This window comes from Nocardia sp. NPDC003963 (genome assembly GCF_053605105.1).
This window is the reverse complement of sequence record NZ_JBSGIP010000013.1, coordinates 65,181-85,236: the sequence shown is the minus strand read 5'-3', so window position 1 is coordinate 85,236 and position 20,056 is coordinate 65,181. Positions and strand designations below refer to the sequence as shown.

Annotated in this window: 1 protein-coding gene; it reads right to left on the bottom strand. The window is 70.7% G+C overall.

Features of this window, described 5'->3' with window-relative positions:
- Positions 1-20,053: WXG100-like domain-containing protein (locus tag ACWEWT_RS21480; RefSeq protein ID WP_452561348.1), on the bottom strand; the 20,053-nt coding region annotated here is incomplete at its 3' end.
- Positions 20,054-20,056 lie beyond the last annotated feature (3 nt).

Here is a 20,056-nt window from a genome sequence, read left to right as displayed (position 1 = left end):
CCTCACGAGCCACCGGATCCCCCGACCCCGACAACTCCACCGTGTCACCATCACGAGCCACCGGATCCCCCGACCCCGACAACTCCACCGTGTCACCATCACGAGCCACCGGATCCCCCGACCCCGACAACTCCACCGTGTCACCGTCACGCGCACCGGGGGCGCGCTCTCCGGATGTCCGAGCCGGGGGCAGGTAGCCGGTGCCCGGCTCGACGGGTGGGAGCGCGTAGCGGCGGCCGGCCCGCCAGTCGGTGAGCGGTGGGCGCTGCGCGTCCCAGTGGTAGCCCTGACCGATCGCGTAGGTATTGGCCGCCTGCCAGGTGGCACCCGGATTGTCGACCAGGAACTGCGCCTCGGCCAGCGCATCTTGCAGCAGTACGAAATCCGCGGGGAGCGGCTTCCCTTCGCGCAGCCGGTGCCATGCCTCGGCGATATCGGCGAGACGGTCCATCGGCCGCCGGATCAGCTGGCCGGTGGGGTCGTCCGCATCGCGCACCAGGTGTTCGTCGGCCATCAGATGGTTCTTGATCTGTTCGAGTTCGGCCCGGGTGAAATTCGGTACCTCGTCGCGCATCCGGCCGATCAGCCGATCGGCGATTTCACCGGGATCGACCGCGCGCACGATCGTGTCCGGGTCGGCGCCGGGCACGATATCGGCCGGATCGACCACACCCAGCAGCATGTCCCGGACCTGGTCGACCGTATTGCGGACCAGCTCCGGATCATCGTCGGCGAACCGGCCGGCGGCCTCCGCGGCCACCTGGTCGATCGCGGTCTCCATCCGGGCGAGTTGAGCCGGTACATCACCCAGCGGATCGATACCGCCGAGTTCGTCGACGAGTCGGCGGCGCACCAGATCGACGAATTCGCGCGCCGCCGCCCGCTGCCGATCGTGCCGATGCTCCTCGACGCCCCGGGCGACCCGGTCCAGATCACCGTCGTCGGCCAGGAAGCGGTCGTACTGTTCGTCGGCCCAGCGCTGGACCTCCCCCCACCGCTCGGCCTCACGATCCCATTCCCGGCGCAGACCGGCCGGGATATCGGTCAGCGCGGCAGGCGGCAGATGATCGTCTTCCTGCCAGCGGCGATGCATCGGCTGCACATCGGTGTCCGGCGGCGCGAACCATGCGTAACCGCGGAACACCGTCCCGAACGGCGGTAGCTTCTGCAGCCAGGGCCGCGCGTGTACCCAGCGGCCGATCTCCGGATGCCGCTGGATCCAGGCCTTCACCGCCGGATGTTTCGGGACCTGCGCGGCCATCAACATCAACCGCATGAAGTTGTAGGCGTCCGCACCCCAGTGCTGGCCGTAGACGTCGTTCGGATCGACCCCCGAGGTGTTGTACTGCGACGGCGCCATCGGCGCGTGCACCGGCAGAGTGCTCTCCGGGACCTTGCCGGCCGGCACATCGTCGGTGGGCAGGGTGATGTCGTTGATCACATCCTCGCTGGCCCAGCCGCTCACTCCGTCGGGTAGATCCTTCTGACTGTACTTCTTCGGCAGTTCGGAATCGTCGCGGCCGGCCACCCGGTCCGGACGGGTCGGGTCGACGGGATGCCAGTCGCCCTCGCTGTCGCGCCATCTCGTCATATCGAGGCGGCGCCCGGCGACCCATCCGGTGCTCATCCGCTCGACCTCCGGCGGATCCATGGGCTCGTCGACCCGCCAGTTGTCTTCCCGGTCGACGCGGATACGCCGGTATTCCACCGTTGTTTCCGGGCGCACCACGGCCTGTGCGACAGCGGCGTGGTGCTGTAGGGCGTGCAGCAGTGCCGCATCGTGATCGGCTCGCGGGTTCGCCGGATCCGGGCGCGGACCGAATACGATGATCCGCGGCTCATCGCCCTCGATCAGACCGACCCGATCGGTCACCATCCGGCCGCCCTCGGCCTCCACCAGCCCCCGCCAGACCCCGGCTACCCGGGCCATATCGTCCTGCAACCGGCCGATCCGGTTGTGTGCCCGGTTCACATCGCCGGCCGCGTCCGCCAGCGCATCGATACGCAGCAGCCGCCGCTGATACGCGGAAGGACGCAACCCGCCTTCGCGGAACTCCCGATACGCGCCGTCCCGCAGTGCCCGCAGCACCGAGTCCAGCTCTTCCGGCTCGAGGAGACCCTCGACCAGATCGCCGCTCTCGTCCACCAGCCCGAGCCGGCGGGCCAGATCGTCACGCATGACACGGCGCGGTTTGATCCGCTGTAGTTCGGCGCCGCGCTCCCGGGCCAGTCGCTCCAGTTCGGCCGCCACCGCTTCGGGCCGGGGCCGGGCGAAGTAGTCCGGATCCCCCTCCAGTCCACCGATCTCCTGGTCCACCTGCCGCAACCGGGCATCCAGTTCGTCGAATTCGGCGGTCTGCCGAATCAGTTTGCGCAGAATCTCCCGGCGGTGCAGGCGCTCCTGTTCGCCGACCGGAGACCGATCCCGCCGGGGGCCCTCGTCGATGCCGCCGTCGTATTCGACGGTGTCGTAGCCGGTCTCCTCGTCGAGACGGAGGATGACCTGCTCGCGTTCGTCGGGCCCGAGATCCGTCCAGTCCGCGGGGTTCTCCACGCCGAGATTCCGGGCGCGGTCGATAATCTTGGCGCGCAGGAACTCCCGTTCCCGGATGATGCCCTGCCGCTCCCGCTGCAACCGGTCGTATTCGATCCGGCCGGTCAGATCGCGTACTTCCCCGTCCGCGCGGATCAGCCGGGGCACGAGTGCACCGATCTCGTCGACCAGCCGAGCGTCCGCGGCGTCGAGAGCACGACCACCCAGGTCCCGTACGGTGGCTCCGATCCGGTCCGGTTCGAAGGCACCCGGGTCGACCCGGGTGTGCAGCGCCGCCGCGAGGTCACCTACCCGAGCCGCCAGGGCGTCCCGGCGCAGGATCGCGTCGGCCAGCGCGTCACCGAGCAATTCGTCCGCGTCCGCACTATCGCGCACGGAGCCCTCCGGCCCGGATTCCGCTGCGCCGGCTCCGGGCCGACCTCGGTCCTCCTGCGCCCCCGCGCCATCGGGTTCGGGCTCGCCACCACCGGATTCCGGCTCGTCGGCACCGAGACTCGGATCCGCCGCGGGCTCGGCGGGCGTCGCGGCCGGCTCGGCGTCCGGCTTTCCGGCACGACCGGATTCCGGGCCCGAATCGGAATCGGGTCCGCGATCATCCGGCCCCGCCGGCCCAGGCGGGGTGTCATCACCGGGACCACCGAGCATCTCGTGCCACCAGCGCGCCCGGTCCTCGGCCATCCGCGCGACCCATTCGGCCAGTACCGCGCGCTGTCCGGCCAGCCAGTTTTCCGGATCCATATCGGCCAGGAACCGCATCCGGCCGGCGTCCATCCGGGCATTCCATGCCGCCCGGTCCACCTGGGTGAGCTGTATCCGGTCGAGGCGCTCCCGGGCGTAGCCGAGCTGCCGCTCCGCCTGCTCGGCCCGGAATCGGAGGAGGTGATCGTCCGGGTGATCCGCGGCCTGACGGCGCGCCCAGGCGGCGTCGTCCGCGGCGGCGTCGACGGCGAGCTGCGCCCGGCGCAGTTCGATCCAGTCCGTCAATTCCCCGAACGATTCGGGTGGTGGACCGGCGGCCCGCGGCTCGTTCCCGGATCCACCGGGCTCACCACCGGGGCCCTCGTCCGGATCTCCGGACGCCACCGGCGGACTCGCGGGCGGTTCGCCACCGCTGCCGCCGTCCCCACGGCCGGTCCCGGGCTGCGGCGGTATCGCACCACCCTCCGAACCCGGTGCCGGAGGCACTTCGCCACTCTCCGGCCCGGCCGCGGGCGGTGAGGTCCCACTGTCCGGATCATCCGACGGCGAATCACCGCTGTCCGGCCCCGGTTGTGGCGGCGCCCCGTCACTCTCGGATCCGGGTTCCGAGGCGATCCCGCCGTCCTCCGGACCGGGCGCGGGCGGGGGTGTTTCCTCGCTCCGCGGGCTGTGCGGCTTCGACGGGCCGTCCTCGGGACCGTGCGGCCGGGGACGGCCCCCGCCCGGACGCGACGATCCTCCGTCGAGCAGTCCCGGATCGGGACCGGTGAGACCGGTTGTACCGCGGGTGTATTCGTCGAATAGACGGACCAGCGCGGCGATCAGGTCGGCACGGTCGCGTACTTCGCGGCGCAATCGGTCCAGTTCGGCGGCGAGCTCCTGCGGACTGAGGCCCTCGTGGTTCTCGATCCGGCCGTCGCGGTACGCCTCGTAGACCTTCACGAATGTCGCGTCGTCGGCATCGGTCAGGTCGACGCCGACCAGCCGCGCCCAATCGCGGTTCGCGGTGGGCCGCCGGCCCGGATCGTCGTCCGGGACCAGGTGGCTGTCCGGCCGGGCCGCCGCTTCGGCGACCGCGCGGGCGAAATCCGCGGCGCCGAGCGCCCGGACCGCATCCGCGATGAGAGCACGCAACCCGCCCATGGCGTCGCGATCGTGCATCGGGAACCGGCCGTCGGCGATCCGCGGATCGGCGGTGTGGTCGCCACGAGGGACCTCGGTGTACGGGTCGATACCGAACAGGGTGTTCAGATACTCGTCGAGGGCCCGGCGCACCAGCTCACCCTGACCGTCCCGTTCCAGCGTGCGGATCAGCCGGAACAGCTTCTTCGAGTCGAGTCCGCCGGGATCCACCGCGAACAACCGTCTTCCGCCCGGCCCGTCGACATACCCCGGTGGCAGCAGGGCCGCGACCCTGCGCTCGACGCCCGCGCGCTCGGTGGCCCTCTCGGTCGCCATCTTTCGCGCGATATCGTCGGTGACCAGCCGCTCGGCCAGCCGGTCGCGTGCCGCGTCGACAGCCGCCGCGTCGATCTCCCGGAGTCGTTTCGCGTAGTCGGTCAGGTCCGCGAACTGCTGCGCTCGCCGCGCCCGGCGCCGGCTCCGGTCGGTCAGCCCGTCCACGGCCGATCGGTGCGTGAGCGTCCGCTCCGGAGCGTCCGGGTCCGGGATCAGGCTCAGGCCCAGCCGATCCGCGAGCTGACTCCGCGCATCGGTGAGCTCGTTGAACAGCTCGATATCGGTGGCCGTCCGGATGAAATCGGCCAGCGCTTCCAGCTGCACCGCCCGGACCGCGTTGTCCAGCATCAGATCGGCCGCCACCCGGTGCAGATCGTTCAACAGCGCCGCGTCCGGGACGATGCCGAGTTCCGCCGAAATCCTGGCGATCTCGGCCGCCACCACTCGGGCGGGGCGCGGGGGTGTCGCACCGAACGCGGCCCGATGGTCCGCGGCGGAACCGGCGATCTGCTGCCATGTTCCGTCCGCGTCACGGACCAGCAGTACCGCGAGTTCCCGGTCGAGGATCGTCTCCCGCAGATAGCGCATCGGCGGGACGGGAACCGGATCCAGCACCGCTTCCCCGGTCCAGTCGTGCCGGACGGTCCGGTAGTCCAGGACCAGTTCCCGATCGTCGAGCTGATCCTGCAGCGTACGGTCCGCGGCCAGCGCGTCGGCGAGTACCTGGTCACGGTCGCGCGGGCCGTCCACGACGACCAACCGATCCGGCTGCCCCTCGCCACCCGGCACGCGCAGGATCTGCCGCCCCAGCAGATCCCCCACCGGCTCGCCGAGATCGGGGTCACCGAGCGTGCGCCGGGCCGCCTCGACGAAATCGGCGACGCGCTGCGACCGGGCCGCATTCTCCGCGCGCAGCCGGTCCACCACGGCCTGTGGATCGGTGAGGAGGTCTTCCAGCGACAGGTCCCGCATGGCGGCCCAGCTCGCCAGTTCGTCGCGGATCTGATCGCGGCGCAGGGCGTTCTCGAAGAACCGGCGCAACCCCTCGTCCCGGCCGAGCTCGTAGCCGTCTCCCCACATGGGCAGTTCGTCGGCACCGTTCTCCACCGCAGAGATGCCGAGCAGACCCGGTTCGTGGCCGAAGGCGGCCAGGATCTCGACGAGGAAGCGGCCCATCGGGTTCTGGTCGATGAAACTGACCTCGCCGCGGAACGGTACCGCCCGGCCCGCCGGATCCGGCGGTGCGAAACGCCGGGGCCGACGAGGTTCCGGGGCATCCGCGTCGTCGCGGAAATCGTCACCGAGGAAATCGCCGTCGAGGAAATCGCCGTCGAGGAAATCGCCGGGATCGTCCTCGGCCCGCCGCGGACCGTCCAATTCCCCGGGCGGTTCCGTACGCGGCAACCTGCGCTCGCTCTCCGCCCCGGAATTCGGATCCTGCGTGGTGTAGGGCAGCGTCTGTTCGATCAGGTAGCGCCGGACGGCGGCGGCGAGGCCCTCGATGGCCCCGGCGGCCCGCGCCACCCGGTACTGCTGCTCGTCGATGACCCGCCCCAGCGTTCCCGGGTTCTCGTCGGGGAGCTCGATATCCAGCAGTCGCCGGGCCGCGTCGGCCAGGCTCTCCCCGTCCGGCGCCGGGCCGACCGGTAGTTCCGAGGTCCGGGTGTCGCGTTCCGCGGCCAGCGCGTCGGCCAGGGCCTCGGCTTCGGTATCGGAGATCAGTCCACGGTCGCGCAACTCGTCGAGGATCCGCTGTTGCTGTCCGGAGTCGGCGTCGGGGCGCCCGGCAACGGTCAGCAGATCTCGCAGGGCCGCCGCCCGCGTGACCCGGTCGGAATCCAGATCGGCGAGCAACTGGTCGCGTGCCGCGCCCGGGTCGCCGTCGGTCAGCCACGGCTGGTACTCCGCGCCGTCGCCGGGACGCATCGGGACGAATTCGCCCGCGGTATCGCGCATCCGCGCCGACAGGCCGCCGAACAACGGGATGTGCTCCCGATTCCGGATCCAGACCGGTAGCTGCTGACCGATCCGCAGCAGGGTGGGATCGGCCGCGCCCGCCTCCGGTGCCGGACCGATCACCGGGTGGTCGGAGGTGGCCGGCGGCGCGGCGGGCGGGGGCGGTGCCGGGTTCGCCAGATCCCCGATTCCCGCGACCCCGTCGGCGATCGCCGCCTGACCCCGGCTGTCCCAGCCGGACCCGGACGGGTACTTGACCTGGACCTCGCGCACCGGCCACATACGCCGGAGCGCCTCGATCTCGCGGCGCAGCGCCGCCATCCGCTCCGGTGTGGCGGACGGGAGCTCACCCTGCGGAACCAGACGCCAGCGGTCCGGGCCGTCGGGTACCAGATCGAAGGCGACCTGTTCGCCGCCGAGATCGAGCACCAGCGGCGGCATGACCGCATCGGGTTCGATCGGGCCGTCCGGCCCGCCGGGATCGTCGCCCGCGGGCTGCCCGTCGCCGGGATCCGGTGGCGGCGCGGCCGAATCGGGCGGTCCCACGGATCGTTTCCGCGCGCCGCCCGAGCCCGCCGCGGGTCGGGCGGGATCCGGTTCCGTTCCGCCGTCGCCGTTCCGGGGAGGTCCGTGCCCGGAATCCATCGCGTCGCGGGACCGATCGGACAGCCCGGTCCCGCCGTAATCGTGCTCGGCGGTTCCCGTGAGCAGTAGGAACAGTTCACGTACCGGACGCGGTACCGCGTCCGCGCCGCGCATGACGTACTCCATGAACGCCTCGGCCAGCGCCTCCGACGACCACAGATCGCCGTCCGGCGTTCGGCTGTAGCCGCTGAGCTCGTCCAGCCACCGGCCGTAATCCGCGTCGGGGTCGGCCAGCGCGCGGGCGAGTAGATGTCCCTCGGCCAGCGCGCGGGCGGCCCCGCCGCCGGCGTAGTCCAGTGCGTGCCCGTATTCGTGCACTGTCACGGCATAGACCGCACGGCTCAGTACCGTCGGCGAGAGAATTTCGTCGCGGACGGAACGCTCGGCCCGGCCGAGGAAGTCCGCCGCGTTCGTGGCGTGCCGGTAGTTGAGGGTGATGTCCTGTGTGAAGTAGGAGTCGCCGTCCCGGTCGTATCCGGCGCCGGTGTCCGCGAGCACCCCTTCCCGGATCTCCCCGATACCGACCGAGCGGATATCGGCCTGTGGGAACCGCCGGTACATATCGGTGATCGCCCGCGCGAACTCCCGCACCACCCCGGAATCCAGACCGTCGAGATCGAATCCGAATACCGCGAAATCCGGATTACCGGTCGCCTCGCGCAGGAGATCGCGTAGCCGTTGACCGACCTCCGCGGGAGTCAGATCCGACCATTCGTCCCGGTGCGGGGCACCGAGTACGGCGGGATCGCCCGCGCTCGGCTCCGCCGCAGCGTCGGCATCGGATACAGCGGCGGTACCCTCGTCCGGCACCGCATTGCCGACCGCGTCCGGCGCGGTGTCGTCGACAGCATCCCGGACACCGTCGGCCGCGACCCGACCGTCCTCCGGCGGGGTCCCGTAGTCCGGAATATCCGGCTCGGCCCGGCGGCCGCCGGATTCCGGCCGGCCCGGCGGCGCGGCTTGCGGTCCGTCGGGCGGATTCGCACTCCCGCCGTCGGTGCTCACCTCGGACCGTGGTGGCCCAGGGGGACGCAACCGGACCGTATCCGGATCGAGGTCCATGGGACCGACCTCGGGAGCCGGTGGCCGCGACCGAGGCGCCGCCGGATCGGTTTCCCCGGGATCGGGTCCGGATCCTTCACCCCGGTCGGGTTCCGGGCCGGCGTGCCGGATCAGCCGTTCGTACAGTTCGCGCACCGCGGCGGTGGTGGCCCGGTAGCGAGCGGCGCCGTCGGTTCCGCTCAGGACATACTCGGTGAAGGCGTCCAGGAGCACCTGATCCGCACGTGGGTGCGCGTGTTCGGCCTCCTCGGCCCCGGGCACCCGGCGGCCGAGCCATTCGCCGAAATCCTCGCCCGGAAGCCGTCCGGATCGCAGCACGAGTTCCATCTCGACACCGAGCCGCGCCCGCAGCCCACCGGCGTAGTCGAGCGCGCGGGCGTATTCACGGACCGTACTGCCATAGACCGGCCGGTCCAGCACGATCGGCGGCAGTTCACCGGCCGGCACCCGCACGCGCACCTGCCCCACGAAATCGTGGACCCGCCCGGCCCGCTCGTAGTCGAGGGTGATCTCGCGAATATGGGGTGGGTCCGCGGTCGTGTAATCGTCCTTGCCCGGGACGATATCGACGAGCCCCTCGTACCGCGGTTGCCCGATACCGACCGACCGGATATCGGGCTGTGGGTACGCGCGGTACATATCGGCTACGGCACGGGCGAATTCGCGGACGGTTTCGTGGTTCAGATCCGGTAGCTCGAACCCGAACACTTCGAAATCCGGATTGCCGGTGGCTTCCCGCATGAGATCGCGCAGTTTCACGCCGACACTCTCCGGGCTCAGGCCCGACCAGTCATCCGGTTCCGGCACACCGAGCAACGCGATATCCGCCTCGGCCGTCCGGCCGGTACCGCTGTCCCCGGCACCGGGTTCCGGCACTCGCGTAGGCCTGTCCGGCAAGAGTTCATCGACTTCGCCGGCGTCCGGCGTCGCACGGTCGAGCACCCGCCGCTGCGCCTCCCGCGCGGAACTCTCCGGACCGGGTTGCCGGAATCGGGCCTGATCGAGCAATCGCCCGATCTGCGCACCCGGCGAGTTCGGCGCCGCCGCCCGGACCAGCATGTCGTGCAACCGCACCAGATGCGGATCGGCCTCGTCGCGGCCGTGGGTCACGACCTGATCGAATACCTGCTCCAAGGCGAACCCGGGATGCAACTCCCCGGTTTCGGTCTCGAACGCGCGTCCGCTGAACTGCTCGCGCACCCATTCGTCGTAGTCCTGCCCCGGCCGCTGTTCGCGATGGTGACTGCGCAGTACATTGTCGACCAACGCCTGTACCGATTCCGCACCGGTGATATCGAGTGCCCGTGCCCATTGCTGGACCGCGACCGTATACGCCGGGCGTTCCCATCCACCCGATTTCGGCGCGTTGTAGTAATGCGCGGCGACTTCATCGGGTACCGACCGGAGAAGGTCCTGCGCCGACCGGATATCGAATTCGATCGACGCGGAATGTGGTGTCCGGCCCGCACTATCCGCCTCGAAGGTCGTCGCGTAGGGGTCACCCTGGCCGAACGCCACGCTGTGGATATTCGCCATCGGATATCTGCGGGCCATATCGATGAGCCCACGTGCGAATTCCCGGACGATATCCGGATGCAGCCCTTCGCTGTCGAATCCGCGCACCGTCAACTCGTCGTTGCCGAGTATCTCGCGCAGTCCGGCCTGCAGTTCCTCCCCCACGCGCACCGGATCGAGCGCACTCCAGTCGTCCCGGCCGGGGATACCCAGCACCCGCTCGGAGTGTTCCAGCCCGAGCAGGATTCGCATATCGGCGTCCGGTACGAGCAGGCGCGGCTCGACACCGTCCTGCAATCCCAGCAGGTCGTGCAGCAGGACGAACGGACCGTCCGCCTGATCCCGGCCGCGGAGCTCCACCTCGACGAAGGCATCGATCAGGAGCCGCTCCGGTATCAGGCGATCGACCCGCACGCTGTAGCTCTGGAAGATGTCCAGCTCCTGCCGCATCCAGCGGTGGAAAGCGACCCGGTGCTGCTCGCCCAGCCGGTTGTACACGTAGTACTGCGCCAAGGGTTCCTCGATCAGACCTTCGGCCGTCCGCCCGGTCGAATCGTTCAGGGCGGCGGCGAACGCCTCCACGGTCTGCCGGTGCACCGTGGACACCGACCCGACCGCGCGCAGCGGATCGGAATTCAGCACCAGCGACCGGACGGGCGCGGCCGGGCCGGGATCGTCGGCGACGGACAGCTCGACCCGCCGCGAATACATCGCACTCCGGTCGATCCGCACACTCTGCAACCCCACCTGGGGATAGCGCGCCGACAGATCGGCGACCGTCCGGGCGAACCGGCGCGCTTGTTCGATATCCACCGGTACCGTCCCGGACCTGCGCGGCCGGTGGAGTTCGCCGGGATCGTCCGGCACCCGATCGAACCCGTACACCTCGAAATCGGGGTTTCCGAGTGCGGCCCGCATACGGTCGCGGAGTTCGTCGCCGATTTCCGTCAGGCTCAGCTGCGACCATTCGTCCTGTCGCGGCGTGGCTCCGGCGGACGGATCATGCTCCGGGGACATCGGATCCGGGTCACCGCGCCCGGCGTCCATCTGATCGCGCGGAATGTCCGCCTCGGCATTCCGCCCGCTCAGCCGATCTCGGAACCGGCGCCACCGGCCGGGTGGTTCGCTCCGCGCGTCCGGCGCCGCGGCAGGGTCGTTCAGCAGATCGGCGATGCGCCTGCCGAGGGCTTTCGGCGTCGGCGCGGATATGCCGTGGTAATGCCGGGCGAGGATCTGCGAACTGTCACCGCCGGCGGTCGGTCTCGGCACCCGCCAGCCGCCCCGGCCGTCGGGTTCCAGCCAGAGCGACAGATGGACGGCCCCGAAATCGAGCACCTGGAGTCGCTGATGCGGTAGCGAGCGCCCGGAGTCCGGCAGCACGATCTGCCGGGTGTGCAGTCGGCGGGCCACCGCGGCCGGGTGCGGTGCGTCGGCGGGCATATCCTCGGCGACGGCACGGCGATAGCCGGCTTCCACGAAATCCGAGCGCAGCGAACCGGCCTGCTTCCAGCCCGGCCGGCGGGCACTGCGCTGATCGTCGATGGTATGGAACGCCTCCGGACCGAGTTGCTCCAACCAGTCGGCGAAGCCGAGATCGGTCCGCCCGGCCTGCCGGAACCCGAGGTAGTGCTCCAGCATCTGCGCCATGATCTCGGAACGGCCCGGACGCCGGAACGATCCTTCCGCCACTCCGGCACGGGTGGGCACGGAATCCGGCTCTCCCCCGGTACCTGCTTCCACCGTCCGGTATTCGAGATAGTGGCTGTCGTCCCAGAGCACATCGGCATATTCCGGATGTGCCAGCGCCAGATCCGTGAGCGCGGCCAGATGATCCCCGGGGGCGGCCACGATCCGCAGCCACGGCCGCCCGTTGTCGATGGTCGCCGGATACCGGGCGACCCGATCGGTCAGCCGCTCCGCCATATTGTCGCCGTCCGCGTGGTTCGCGCGATTCGACGCGAGGCGGTCCGGATGAGTCGCCACGATCCGGTCGAGCGCCCGGCCGGCCGGGCCGGGTCCGGCATCGTCCGGGCGGGACGGTTTTACGGCGGCCGGGCCGTCGTCGTCCCAGCGGGGCGCTCCCCATTTGCTGTGGTCGTCGTTCCGGACGGCACGCACCACATCCATCGCGATCTCGGTATCCGCGATCCCGTTCTTCCGGAGGTAGCGCCGCACCGCCTCGACGCCGGCCCGGTAGGCCACCCGCTCGGGCGGTTCGGCGCCCGGCGCCCGGTTGCGCGATGCCTTGGAAAGAGCTCTGTCGTAAGCATCGGTGTAGGCCTGCTCGGGCGGACCGACCGGCACGAATTCTCCGAGGTCACGCAGCATCCGCAGCGTCTCGATCTCCTGTACGAGACTGCGGGCTCGGCTGCGCTGATCCGGCGGGTTGTCGCCGAGCCGGGTAGGAGGTGCCGGCGGCTCGGCCCGATCCGGCCCGATCCCGTGGGCACGGTCCCAGGCAGCGGCGAGATGTTCGCCGTGGGTGATGCCGCCGATCAGCGGCCCGCGACTCGGCAGCTGGTCGAGAACAGCGCGGAAGCCGGCGCGATGGGCGGCCGCGTAGAAATAGCCGTACGAACCGCCGAGCGTCCGGCGGTCACCGTAGATCTGCTCGGCCCGCCGGTAGGCCTTCCGGTACGCGTCCGCATAGGTCTTCGCCAGCGGGTCGACGGGCTCCGATTTCGTCGGGCCGCCCTCCAGCCCGACGAGACTGTGCAGAGACAGCGCGTAGGCGTCGGCCGTCCGTTCCGCCATCAGGCGTACGTATTCGTCCCGCGGCAGGGTCAGCCGTTCCCGGACCGTATCGACATCCGCCAGTTGTTCGGCCATCCGGGCCGCCACGATCAGGTCCCGGGCATGCTGAGCAGGAGTGTTACCGGGATCGAGCACAACTGTCCGGGTGCCGGGGTCGTACCCGGCGGCCGGGCCGAGCCGCAGCCGGCCGCCCGGCGGCCGGCTCGTCGCGGACTCGGGTCCCACGCTCAGCTGGATCCGGATGCCGTGCTGTTCCAGCGAGTTCGTCAGCCACGGGGCCAGGCCCCACAGGAATGTACGACGCTCGATCTCTTCGAGAGCCTCGCGCACCCCCTCGTACACCGCCGCGACGCGCTCGGCGGCCGCGGTATCCGCCGCGCTGTCGGCGGTGAGCGGACCCTCGGTATCCCGCGACGAACGGTCCTGCCGTCCCGTGCGGTCCTGCGGTGCACCATCCTCGCGGCTGCTGTCCCGCACTGCGTTCGGGTCACCGGATTCGTCCGCCGACGTCCGATCACCCTGGAGGGCGTCCCATTCCGTGCCCGCCTCCTTGCGGCCGCTCAGTCCGATATCCGGATCGCCGGGGTTGTCGAACAAGGGATTCCCCAGCAACTCCCGGATACCCGCCGCACGCCCCGCGTCCGGACCGGCCGCCGCGGCCACCGCGTTCCGGTAAGCCTGTTCCAGCTCCCGGCGCCGCAGTGCGTCCACCGGATCGGCGGTGGGCCCGCCCAGCGGGTCGTATCCCCAATCGGCCATCTCGCGGTGGAAGTCGGCCTGACGCGCGAAAGCTTCGGCCTCGACCGCCATCCGCGCCACCACATGCGCGTCACGATCGATACCGCGAATCCGATCGGGAGTCACCGCCGACCGGCCGTCCCGCACCGCCTCGGCCAGCGCCGCCGCCCGGACGATCGCCGCCGCCTGAGCGACCTGGTCCCGGCCGTGGGCCGCGACGACGACCTCCATACTCCTGCCGTCGAAACCGTCGGGCCGGACCGGACCCTCCGATATCGAGTCGAACCGAATGGTCGCGCCGGCCGCACGCAATACGGCAATCGCCTGTCGGCCGGTCGCGCTGCGCGACAGCAGATCCGCCACCTCGACGGCGTCCGGCGCCGACGCTTGTCCCGGCCACAGCTCCGCGGCGGCCCGTGCCGCGGCGACCTGTTCCGAACTATCCCGGTTGTTGCCCGTCGCCGGATCCCGGCCCGGCTCACCGGCTCCGGTCGAGGCCGGGTCCCCCGCGTTGCCCCGATCGTCCGCGGACTGCCCCCGCTGATCCGCCGGTCCCCGGTCGCGCCCCGGCGCCGAGCCGGGATCGGCCGGCGATCCGGACCCGTCTTCTCCCGCCCCGGGTTCGGAAGGGCCGGGGTGACGCCCATCATCCGTACCGCCCCGTTCGGGCGGGCCGAGACCGCGGCGCGCGGGATCCGGCGCCCCCAGCTCCGGGGTGTCGAACCAGCCGAATTCGGCGGTTACCGGCTCGTCGGCCGACCGGACCAGCAGATCGTGGATGATCCCGACCGGACTCCCGGGGTCCGGTGGCAGGGTGCCGTCCGGCCCGAACCGGCTCATCGTCACCGCGAGGAAGGCTTCGGAAAGCGCCTCGGCCGGGTTCAGCTGGCGGCTACCGGAATGGAAGCTGTAACCGCTGAGCGATTCCCCCAGCCACGCGAAATAGTCGTCGATACTGGTGGCGTCCTGATTGCGCCGGAAGAACTCGCGCAGCAGATGTCCGTTGATCTCGCGGCGCGCCGCATGGTCGCCGGCGGCGTCGAGAACATGACCGAATTCGTGGACGGCCCGGGCATACGCGGGGCGGTGCCGCACCGCGTCCGGAAACCATCCGGTATCGGCGTTGTGGTCGGTGGCCCGCCGGACCTCCGCGGGGTCACCGGCCATGAACGCGTTGAACTCGATCGCCGCGGCGCGCCGTTCGCCGTCGACGAGCGTCCACCGGGTGTGGCCGAAAACGCCCATCCGCATTCCACCGCGGAAACCCACCTCGTTCAGTTGGGCCGAGGGGTGCGCCGTGAACAGATCGACCAGTGCCCGGGCGTACTCGCGGACAACCTCCGGGTGCAGTTCCGGGCGGTCGAACCCGAAAACCCGGAATTCGGGATTGCCGGTGATCGCGCGCAGTTCGTAGCGGAGCCGGGCGCCGACCTCGGCCGCGGAAAGGGCCGACCACATATCGTCCTCCGGGGCGCCCAGCAGTTCGGTATCCGACGGGCGGTCGGCCGGGCCGACGATCGGCAACGGCTGCGTATCGGCGGCGCCGGGCGCCGGCCGGGTGTCCCCGACGACCGGCAACGGCTGGGTGTCACCCGCGGTGAATGCCGGCGGTGAATCGGCGACACTCGGGAACCACTGACCGTCACCCACACTCACGGTCCGCGGCGAACCCGGAGTGCCGGGCCGGTCGCCCACGGGCAGCGCTGTCCGGCTCGGTTGTGAATCGGCCGTACTCGGGAACCGTTGACCATCGGCCACGCTCACGGTCCGCGGCGGAGTCGGCCGGCTGTCGCCGGAGACCGGCAACGGCTGTGTATCGCCCGCCGTCGGCGGCGCGTCGCCGGCGATCGGCAGACGCTGGGTTTCGGCGGTATCCGATTGCTCCGGTCGCCGGCCCCGGTCCTCTGCGCCGCGGCCGGCCGGACCACCGCCGTTGTCGATTCCGCCGATCATCTCGACGCGCACCGGATCCCCGTCCCGGGTGAGGTCGAAACGGCGCACCGTGACGTCGCCGTTGGCCGTGGTCCGCGCCTCGTGGTACTCGACCTGCAATGTTCCGTCGAGATGCGCGGTCAGCAGCTCCTCACGGGCACGGATGAGCGCACGTCCGGAGGCGCTGTCCGGGTCGATCCCGCGGGCACGCAGCTGCGCCGGGGTCTCGGTGAGGACGGTGGCGAGGTTCTTGTCCATGGCGAGGGTCCGGACCAGATACTCCGGCGAACCTTGCTGCGCGTCGGACACTCTGGACCCGCCGAGCGTCGAACTGCCCCCTTTTGCTTCGACCACCAGCAATTTCGGTGGCGAATCGGCTGTACCCGGCACCAGTACAGCGATATCGACGACATTCTTCGCACTGCTCGCGCCCTCGAACGGCGAGAGCTGGATCGCGCCCGGATGCAGGTCCGGGTCCAGGGCGTAGGCCAGCCCGCCCAGCTCGCCGAGCTGCTGTGAGGTGAGGACCTCCTGCCGGACCAGGGCATGGTACTGCTCGGCGTGCGAGCGCAGATCGTCCAGCAGCGCGAGCCGATCCTGCCGATCGTCTTCACTCAGGCTCTCGTCGTACAGGACCTGCTGTTCTTCGCGAGCTATCTCCCCTTCGAGTTTGTTCGGGGTGAGATATCGGAGATCGGCCAGGTCGGCGCGGGCCACCACACCCGCCTCGACCACGAGCACTTCCAGATTCGCGGCCAGCAGGTCACGCCGGGCCTGCTGTTCGAGGCGCGTGGCCGAGGCTTCGGCCAACTGTCCGGACAGCGCCGGATCGACGGGTCGATAAGGGGTGGCCGAGCCCGGCTGAGCCCGATGCCGGTAACCGGCTCCGGCCAGCGGATCCGGCACCCAGCCGTGCTGGTCGCGCAGCCGCAAATCATTGTCGCGATACGTATTCGGCGGATCATCGCGATGATGCCGCCGCCCTTCGGAATCACGGTAGTAGGGGTCGCCGCCCACCTCTTCGTCCGCCGGCCGGTTCCGGCCCTGGTCGACGCCCGATTCCGGGGCACGACGCCCCCCGGGCGCACTGTCGTCACCGGGGCCGGGTGTCGCGGCCTCGTCCGAACGACCGGCCGGCCGGTCCGCTCCCGGGGCAGACGTCCGCTCCTCGTCCGACCCCGAGGGCTCGTTTTCGTCCCGACCGGAGGGCTCCTCTTCATCTCGGCCCGACGACTCCTCTTCATCTCGGCCCGACAACTCGTCTTCGTCCCGGCCCGACAACTCCTCTTCGTCCCGGCCCGACAACTCGTCTTCGTCCCGGCCCGACAACTCGTCTTCGTCCCGGCCCGACAGCTCCGCTTCGTCCCTACCGGAGGCCCCCTCCTCGTCCCTACCGGAGGACTCGTCCGCCTCTCGCGAGTCGTCGTGTCCCGCCGGGGGCTGCTCGTCGTCGCGCGGCCAGTCCGACAGCCGCGTCTCCGGTCGGCGGCGGGTTTCGTCCCAGTGATCGTCGGCGGTGGCACGGTACTGCGCGGCATCGCGGTCGGCCGCTTCCGCCCGATCGCGGAGCAGATCCCGAAACCCGGCGGGGCCGTCCGCCCCGGCCCCGTCCGCCAGCATGTTCAGATACTGCGCCCGCCGGCGCTCGAGCAACGACTGCAGGTCGGCGGCCTCGGCGGCCCGGCGCGCCGTATAGTGCTCCGGGTCCTCCCGCCGGCCCCGCACCCGCTGCCGGTTCGCGCGGTAGTCGTCCTGATCGTGACGCAGGTAGGCCTCGACCGAGGGACGGACCCGCGCATCGTGTCCGCTGGGCGGGACCACCCGCCCCACCCCGTCCAAGATGGTCGCCGAGACCTTGCGGATTCGCGCCGGCGTGGCCGGTGGGTAACCGCGCGTGGGCGGTTCTCCCGTCGGATCCGACACCACGATCTCGTACTTTCCGGTGAGCGGATCGATCCGCACCCGCATCGAGTAGGCGTGCGCACCCACCCCGTATTCGTCGACCGCGCCGGCATAGGTATCGAGAACGAACGCCCGCGGCCCCCGCCCCGCGGCCACCGCCCGCGGATCCATCTGCGCCGCCCGGCGCAACAACTCGTCGGCGACGGCCTGGTGCCGCGGTTCGTCCCCGTCCGGCGCCGGATAGTCGTAGAGCTTTCCGCCGAGGGCGTCCTCGATCTCGGCGCGGTTCATCCCGCGCGGCCCGACCGGATCCGCGGGCGGCCGGATCCGATCGCTTCCGGTCTGCTGCGCGAGCTCTTCCAGGGTGAGTCGTGCGCATTCACCACGGTTACGCGGATCGGGCGCGGACGCGGGGTCGTCCGGGGCCCGACCGGGATCGTCGGAATCATCCGGGGCCCGACCGGGATCATCAGGACCATCCGGAGTCCGATCAGGATCATCAGGACCATCCGGAGTCCGATCAGGATCATCAGGACCATCCGGAGTCCGATCAGGATCATCGGAGCCGGGTCGGGAATCGTTGTCGCGGGCGGTATTACGCGATACCGAATCCCTGGACGTACCGCGGGTTCCGCTGTCCCGGCCGGCACCGCCCACCGGATCACCGCCGGGTACCGGTAGCGGGAGCACGTCCTCGGGCCCGATACGGCCGTCGCTCATATCCCCCGCCGGCGGCGCACCGATCGGTTCGGACCCGTCCTCGGACCGCACGCCGTTGTCCGAATCCGGCACCGGGGCACCGGTCCGGCCCGCGCGGATACCGCTGCCGTCCGTACCGGGATACGGCGACCGACCGCCTGCTCCGGCGCGATCCCCCGCCCGCGCGCGCGAACCGCCCTCGCCCGCACTCGATGAACGCGACTCCCCCGGAGTACCGGACGACGACCGCGAATCGCCACCACTGCTCGGGGCCTGCGACAAACCCGGAGCTGCGGGGCTGGAACTGCCGGATGCGGTACCGGGAGTGGACGGCGCGGAGCCGGGCGCCGCACCGGATGCACCGGGTGGTGTCGCCCCCGCGGGCGGTATCGGGGCACCCGCTATCGGGCCCGCGCCGGGCGTGCCGACGACCGGCCCCGGCGTGTCGGTGCGGTCACCTGTCACCGGATCGGCCGTACCGGTATCCGTACCGCCGGGCGCGCGCGTGCCTTCCGAGGCGGCACCGGTCGCGCTGTCCTGTTGTCCGGCAGCGTTATCGGTGCTTCCGGAACGGTCCGCGGGCGAATCCGACCGGGATTCGGCGACCGGCCCGGCCGGTTCCTCGCCCCCGGCGCGGTCGGCGACTCCTGCACCCGATTCGGACCGCTCCCCGCTACTACCCGCCGGATCCGCGGCACCGCCGGTATCCGCGGTTTCGTCACCGCGCGATGCCGGCCCGTCCCCGTCGCCACCGGCCGGCGAAACCGAGTTCGCCGGATCGGAATCGCCGCTGCCGGTGCTCTCTCCGGAGTCATCGCGGCTGCCGCCGGGGCCCCCGGATTCGTCGCGGCTGCCGGTGGTTTCTCCGGAGTCGTTGTTCGCGCCGGGCCCGTCGCCGGTGGCTCCGCTGTCCACCGAACCGGCGCGATCGCCGTTTCCGCCGTGCGAAGCACCGTTGTCCCCCGGCGCACCGCTCCCGTCGGAGCCGGCCGGTGTACGCGCCGGGCTACTGGTCTGTGAGCCGTCACCGGACGAGCCGCCGGCCCCCGGTGCGAACCCCGCCCGGGGCTCGGTGCCGTTGACCACCGCGTTGATCCGGTCCATGACGGTCCGGTCGCCCCAGGTGTCACGGTAGCTGTCGCTGTGCACGCCGATTCCGTGGTTGGCGTAGAAGGACTCGGCCCGTACCTTGTTACCACCGGTCAGCAGGCCGTTGCCGGCCCCGGCGGCCAGTGCCATCGGGCCGAACTGCTGGGGCAGCGTGGACATCGTCTGTCCCATCGCGGTGTCCCAGCTCCCGGTCTGGGCCCAGATCACCGCGAACTGGGTCGGAATCGCGGCGAGCACACCACCGAGGCCGCCGGTGAAACCGGCGACGGCACCGGTGATCATCCCGTCCACATGCTGACGCAGCAGCCCGCTGGTCTCGTTGCGCAGGGCGTTACCGACCAGATCACCGACCGGACCGGCCGCCGCGCCGCCCGCGGCGGAACTCACCGCGGTCACGACGATCTGGCCGAGATCGAAATCCGGGCGATGATTCTGCTGGATCTGCCAACCCTGGATACCGATTTCCTGGAGGGTGCCGAGGATCGTATCGATCGCGACGTGCCGCAGCATGAACTGGACGAATTTGCGACCCACGATGCGCAGGATCGCCTGCATCACCCGCTGACCCAGAATCCGCACCGCGATCCGGGTGATCGCCACCGCCGCGGCCGAGACCGCGGGGGCGGTGGGCGGAAAGATCCACGCCGCCGCGAGTTCCGCCGCCAGCAGGGCCAGCGACGAGAGGTACATCAGCTTCGTGTACTCGATCTCGGTACCGGTGCTGTACGCCGAATCGCCCAGCTGGCGGAAGTATTCGGCAAGTTTCGGGACCGACTGATCGTTCTCGGATCCGTCACCGGAGATGAGGCTGTCGAAGGCCGCGACCATCTCGGTGACGCCGTCGCCCTCCGGATAGGCGTACAACGAAGCACGTTTCGCCTCGATGATGTCGGCGACGATATCGTCGAGCGAATCGGCGGCGCTCCGCCAGTCGCCGCCCAGCCCCCACATCTCGTCTTCGTTGCCCTCGGGCCATTCCACGCCCGCGAGAATCGCGAGATGTTTCGCCCAATCCCAGATCTCGATCATGGC